A 4,873-nucleotide genomic window follows, 5' to 3' on the forward strand; every position below is an offset into this window, starting at 1 on the left:
CGGGGAAGAGAGGTCATGGGCAATCCGGCTTGGCGAGAGGCCCGGCCTACACCAGCTTGATGACGGTTTGCTGACAGGGACGTCTGCGGGGCGGGCGTCAGGGCGCGCCTCGGCTCAGGGCCAGCCCTCCGCAGCGAGCGCCGCCTCGCGGGCGACGATGCAGGCGGCAATGTCCGGTTCCGCGGCGGGCCAGGGCACCAGATCCGGCAGGTGCAGCTGCGCCGGATCCAGCCCGGCCAGCGTGGACATCCGCGCCTCGGACACCAGCGAGACCCGGGCGATCAGCGCCTCGGCGATCGGGGCGGGCAGCGGGCACAGCAGGTAGATCACGGCCGGATCCATCAGCGCCCAGATCGCCTGCAGCGCGGGCGAGAGCTGCGCCGCGGCGCGGTCCAGCCAGTCCATCCCGGCCTGGTACTGCGCCTGGGAAACCTGTGGAAGCTCGCGCCAGTCCGAGACCCCGAAGGCCGCGCGGATGCGTGTCTCGGTGGGGCGGTCCGGCCCCCTGGGGATCAGCCCGCCGACCGATCCGGCGTTGCCCCAGGCGCCGCGTACGGGCCGCCCCGACAGCATCTGCCCCCCGCCGATCCCGGACGAGAGATGGACGAAAAAGGCGTTCTGGGGCAGATCGCGAACCCTGTCGGCCACGCAGAGCGCGAGAGCGCGGCTGTCGTTTTCCAGGGCCAGCGGCAGGCCGGTCAACTCTTCGAGCCGGGCGTGCAGGTCGAGCCGGGACCAGGCGGCGATGCCGCCGCGCGCGGCAAGCCGGCGGCCGGGCTCGATCATGAAGCCCTGCGCCGCAATGCCGCCGCCCAGGCAGTCGGCCGCCTCGGGCAGGGCATCGCGGGCCGCGTCCAGCATCCGCTCGAGGCAGGCCAGCGCCTCGTCCGGGTGGCCCAGATCGCCCTGGGCCTTCTCGCGGTAGAAGATGGTCCCGGCCAGATCGCGCAGGCAGACCGAGACCTCGAATTCGGCCACGCTGATGCCCAGCAGGCAGAGCTGCCCCGGGATCAGCCGCAACTCGCGCGCGGGCTGGCCACGTTCGCCGATCCTGATCGGGATCTCGCGCAGGACCCCGCCATCGCGCAGGGGGGCGATGGCACGCATGATGGTCTGCGGCGACAGGCCCGACTCGGCGATCAGGCCAGCGCGCTTCTGCGGCCCGTCCAGCGCGAGGCGTCGCAGCAGGTCTTTCTGGATACTGGTAAGCGGCAGGTCAAAACGCGGAAACATGATGTTTCCTAGCGTGAAGGTTTACGTAGAGGAAGTACCACGTCACCCTGATCCCGACAGAGGCGCCTTTGCGGAAAGGCGGTGTGGCACGGGCGCAGCCTGCCCGAAGGGGCCCGGAAAGCAAAGGGACCTGAAGCGCGAAAGGGTCCGGCGAACCGGACCCCCTAAGTGCATCTGCTTCGGTCTCTTCCCGGTCGTTTCCCGGTCAGACCTTGCCCTTCCAGGGCACGAGGAAGCGTTCGGACAGGCGCATCAGGATGTCGATGCCGTAGCCGATGATGCCGATCAGGATGATCCCCATCAGCACGATGTCGGTCAGCTGGAACTTCGAGGCGGCGATGATCATCATCCCGGCGCCCTTCTGCGCCGCGACCAGTTCCGCCGCGACGACGGTGCCCCAGCAGACGCCCATGGCGACCCGCGCGCCGGTGAAGATCTCGGGCAGCGAGTTGGGCAGGATCACGTGCCGCAGCACCTGACGTTTCGAGGCGCCCAGGGAATAGGCCGCATGGACCTTCGAGATGTTCACCCCCGAGACCCCGGCCCGTGCCGCGATGGTCATCACCCAGAGCGCGGCGAGGAACAGCAGGACGATCTTGCCCGTCTCCCAGATGCCGAACCAGATGATCACCAGCGGGATCAGTGCCAGCGGCGGCACCGGGCGCATGAACTCGACAATGGGGTCGAACCAGCCGCGGAACCAGCCCGACAGGCCCATGGCGTACCCCAGCGGAATGCCGACCAGCGAGCCCAGGACGAAGCCCGCCAGCACCCGCACCAGCGACGAGCCGAGGTGCTGCCAGAGGGTGTAGTTCTGGTAGCCTTCGCTGGCGATCTCCTTGAAGCGGCTCAGCACATCCTCGGGCGGGGGCATCCAGATCGGCTCCATCTGCAGACCCTTGGCAGGCTGGAAGTTGAGCGAGCCCTTGGGCGTCATGGTCACCTCGCCGTCGGCGACCGTCACGGTCTGCCCCGGGGCGATCGGCTGGCCGTCGATGGCGGTGACGGTCAGCTCATCACCCTCGTCATTCGAGGTCGCGCGGATCAGGGTCGAGCGCCAGGCGGCGACACTGTCCGCATCGTTCCTTGCGAAGCCCTCGCCGAGGGCGATCTTCGGGGCATCGGTCTGGGCGCCGACCTCATGCACGCGCACGGTGATCGTGGCGTCATCCGTCGCGCCGGAGGCATCCGTCGCCGTGTAGCTGAAGCTGGTATCGCCCACGAAGGGACCGGGCACGTGGAAGGGCACCCATTTCGAGCCGGTGAAGGCGCCCCAGATCAGGAAGATCACCAGCACCGACAGGAACGAGGCGGCGCGGTCGGGGCGGATGGCGCTCTCGTCCCCGAAGGTGACGGTCTTGAGCGAGGTGAAATCGCGGTTCGGCCGCCCCAGCCACTTGGCCAGCCGGACGATGAAGTAGCCCGCGGTGAACAGCGCCACATAGGCCAGAAAGACGATCAGCCCGGTCATGCGGCATCCTCCGAGCGGCCCATGATTTCCTCTTCCATTTCCCAGATCATCGAGAGGATCTCGTCGCGGGTTTCCTGGAAGCCCTCACTCTTCTTCACCTCGCGCAGGTCGGCGTTGACGCCGCGTTCGGCGAAGGGCAGGCGGTATTCCTTGTGGATGCGGCCCGGTCGCGGGGCCATGACGATCAGCCGCTCACCCAGCAGCAGCGCCTCCTCGACCGAATGGGTGATCAGGATCACCGTCTTGCCGGTCTCTTTCCAGAGCTTCAGCACCAGCCCCTGCATCTTCTCCCGCGTCAGAGCGTCCAGCGCGCCAAGGGGTTCATCCATCAGGATCACGTCCGGCTCGTTCGCAAGGCAGCGGGCCAGGGCGACACGCTGCTGCATCCCGCCCGACAGCTCGTAGACGGCCTTGTCCTTGAAATCCTGCAGCCCGACGACCCCCAGCAGGTGATCGGTGATCCGGTCGCGCTCGGCCTTCGCCATGCCTTTCATGCGCGGCCCGAACTCGACGTTCTTGCGCACCGACATCCATTCGAACAGGGCGCCCTTCTGGAACACCATGCCGCGTTCCGGCCCGGGGCCCGCAACGGCGGTCGTGTCCAGCTTCACCGCCCCTTGGGTCGGCGCCAGGAAGCCGGCCACGATGTTCAGCAGCGTGGTCTTGCCGCAGCCCGACGGGCCCAGGATCGAGACCATCTCGCCGGTCCTGATGTCCATCGACACGTTCTTCAGCGCCTGCACCGAACTTCCGTTGGGCAGGTCGAAGCGCATCGAGATATTCTCTATGTGGAGGCCGTCCATGCCGGGCACCGTCCCTTCTGGTGATCGGACCCCTTTGCCGGGGTCCCTGTCGTGGCAGGGAGAGGCCCGCAAGCCCCTCCCTGGTCTGGCTCACATGTCGCCGACGGCTTCCAGGAAGCTGGCGTCGACGTTGCCTTCGTAGCTGTCCAGCGAGGTCGGGATCGATCCGGCGTCCTTGAACACCTGGGCCACGCCCAGCATGAACTCCTGGATGCCGCCGCCCATCCACTTCTCGGTCAGCTGGTCCTCGACGCTGGGGAACTCGAAGGTGGCGAGGGTCTCGGCGGTGGCCTCGATGTCCATGCCGGCGTCCTTGGCGATGACCTCGAGCATCTCGTCCTTCATCTCGCCCGCGGCCCACATGGCGTTGGCTTCGGCGGTGACGGCGAGGAACTTGGTCAGCACGTCGCCGGATTCGGCGGCGAAATCGGCGGTGGTCGAGGTCACGTCGAAGACCAGGATGCCCAGCTCCTCCTTCTCGGGGCCGGTCAGCAGCACGTTGCCGTGTTCCTTCATGCGGCGCAGTGCGCCACCCCAGCCACAGACCATGTCCAGCGAGCCCTGCGCGAAGGCGGCGGCGCCATCGGCGGGGGCCATGTCGACGATGTCCATGGTGGTGATGTCGACGCCGAAGTGGTCCATCTGCTTGAGGAAGCCGTAGTGCGCTGCGGTGCCGATCGGCACGCCGACCTTCTTGCCCTCCAGCTCCATCGCGCTGTCCTTGTCGATCTCCAGCGCCTCGGCGACGACGCAGTTGTCGTTCTCGGCGTAGCTGACCGCGATATCGGCAGCGACCAGGTTCTGCCCGGCCGAGGCCGCGACCACGAAGGGCGGCACGCCCTGGCTGACCGAGATCTGCACGTCGCCCGAGGCCATGGCCGCCGACATCGCCGTGCCCGCGTCGAAGGAGACCCAGTTGACGGTCATTCCGAGCGCTTCGTCATACATCCCCGTCGCCTTGGCGTATTCGAAGGGCATCGGCCATTCGAGGAAGTAACCCACCGTGATCTGGTCCTGGGCAAAGGCGGTCTGGGCGCTCATCAGCGCGCCGAGGAAGGCCGCGCCGGACAGCAGCTTGTTGGTCTTCATGATCTTGTCCTTCTCCATGTTGCTATGATCTCCGGCCTTGTTCGACGCCCCGTCGGGCGGTCGGCCGGTCTATCGGGTTCAGCGTTACGAGGCCGCCGACAGGGGGCAATCGCCGAGGCAAACTGGCCTCACGGCAATGGGTCAACTGGCCCTATCGTGCGGCGCTTTTCCGTGCATTCCATTTGGGCAAGCCTGCCGCGCCGCAGCATCGCGCGGCGTTTCCTCCCCCGCGTCGCCCAAGGATACCGCCATGACCCTCGACCTCGCCCGCCCCGAT

General features: G+C 67.5%; 4 protein-coding genes. All 4 read right to left on the reverse strand.

What is annotated here, in order from left to right:
* Window positions 1–114 precede the first annotated feature (114 nt).
* The 4 genes from OS124_RS25730 to OS124_RS0122785 all read right to left on the reverse strand — a co-directional run bounded on the left by OS124_RS25730 (window position 115) and on the right by OS124_RS0122785 (window position 4,596).
* Complete coding sequence (locus OS124_RS25730) at window positions 115–1,233, reverse strand: ROK family protein (protein ID WP_010142348.1); 1,119 nt, start codon at window positions 1,231–1,233, stop codon at window positions 115–117.
* Between the two features lie 205 nt (window positions 1,234–1,438).
* Window positions 1,439–2,695 carry an ABC transporter permease subunit gene (locus OS124_RS0122775; protein WP_029375674.1) on the reverse strand — a complete coding sequence of 419 codons (1,257 nt, stop codon included), beginning with the start codon at window positions 2,693–2,695 and terminating at the stop codon, window positions 1,439–1,441.
* 5 nt (window positions 2,696–2,700) lie between these two features.
* Window positions 2,701–3,507: an ABC transporter ATP-binding protein gene (locus OS124_RS0122780; protein WP_010142350.1), complete on the reverse strand. Its 807-nt coding sequence runs from the start codon at window positions 3,505–3,507 to the stop codon at window positions 2,701–2,703.
* A 90-nt stretch (window positions 3,508–3,597) separates the two neighbouring features.
* Entirely contained in the window at window positions 3,598–4,596 is a 999-nt protein-coding gene (locus OS124_RS0122785) for a taurine ABC transporter substrate-binding protein (protein ID WP_040607859.1), read from the reverse strand.
* Window positions 4,597–4,873: the final 277 nt, after the last annotated feature.

Source organism: Oceanicola sp. S124 (assembly GCF_000220565.1).
Classification (GTDB): domain Bacteria; phylum Pseudomonadota; class Alphaproteobacteria; order Rhodobacterales; family Rhodobacteraceae; genus Pseudooceanicola.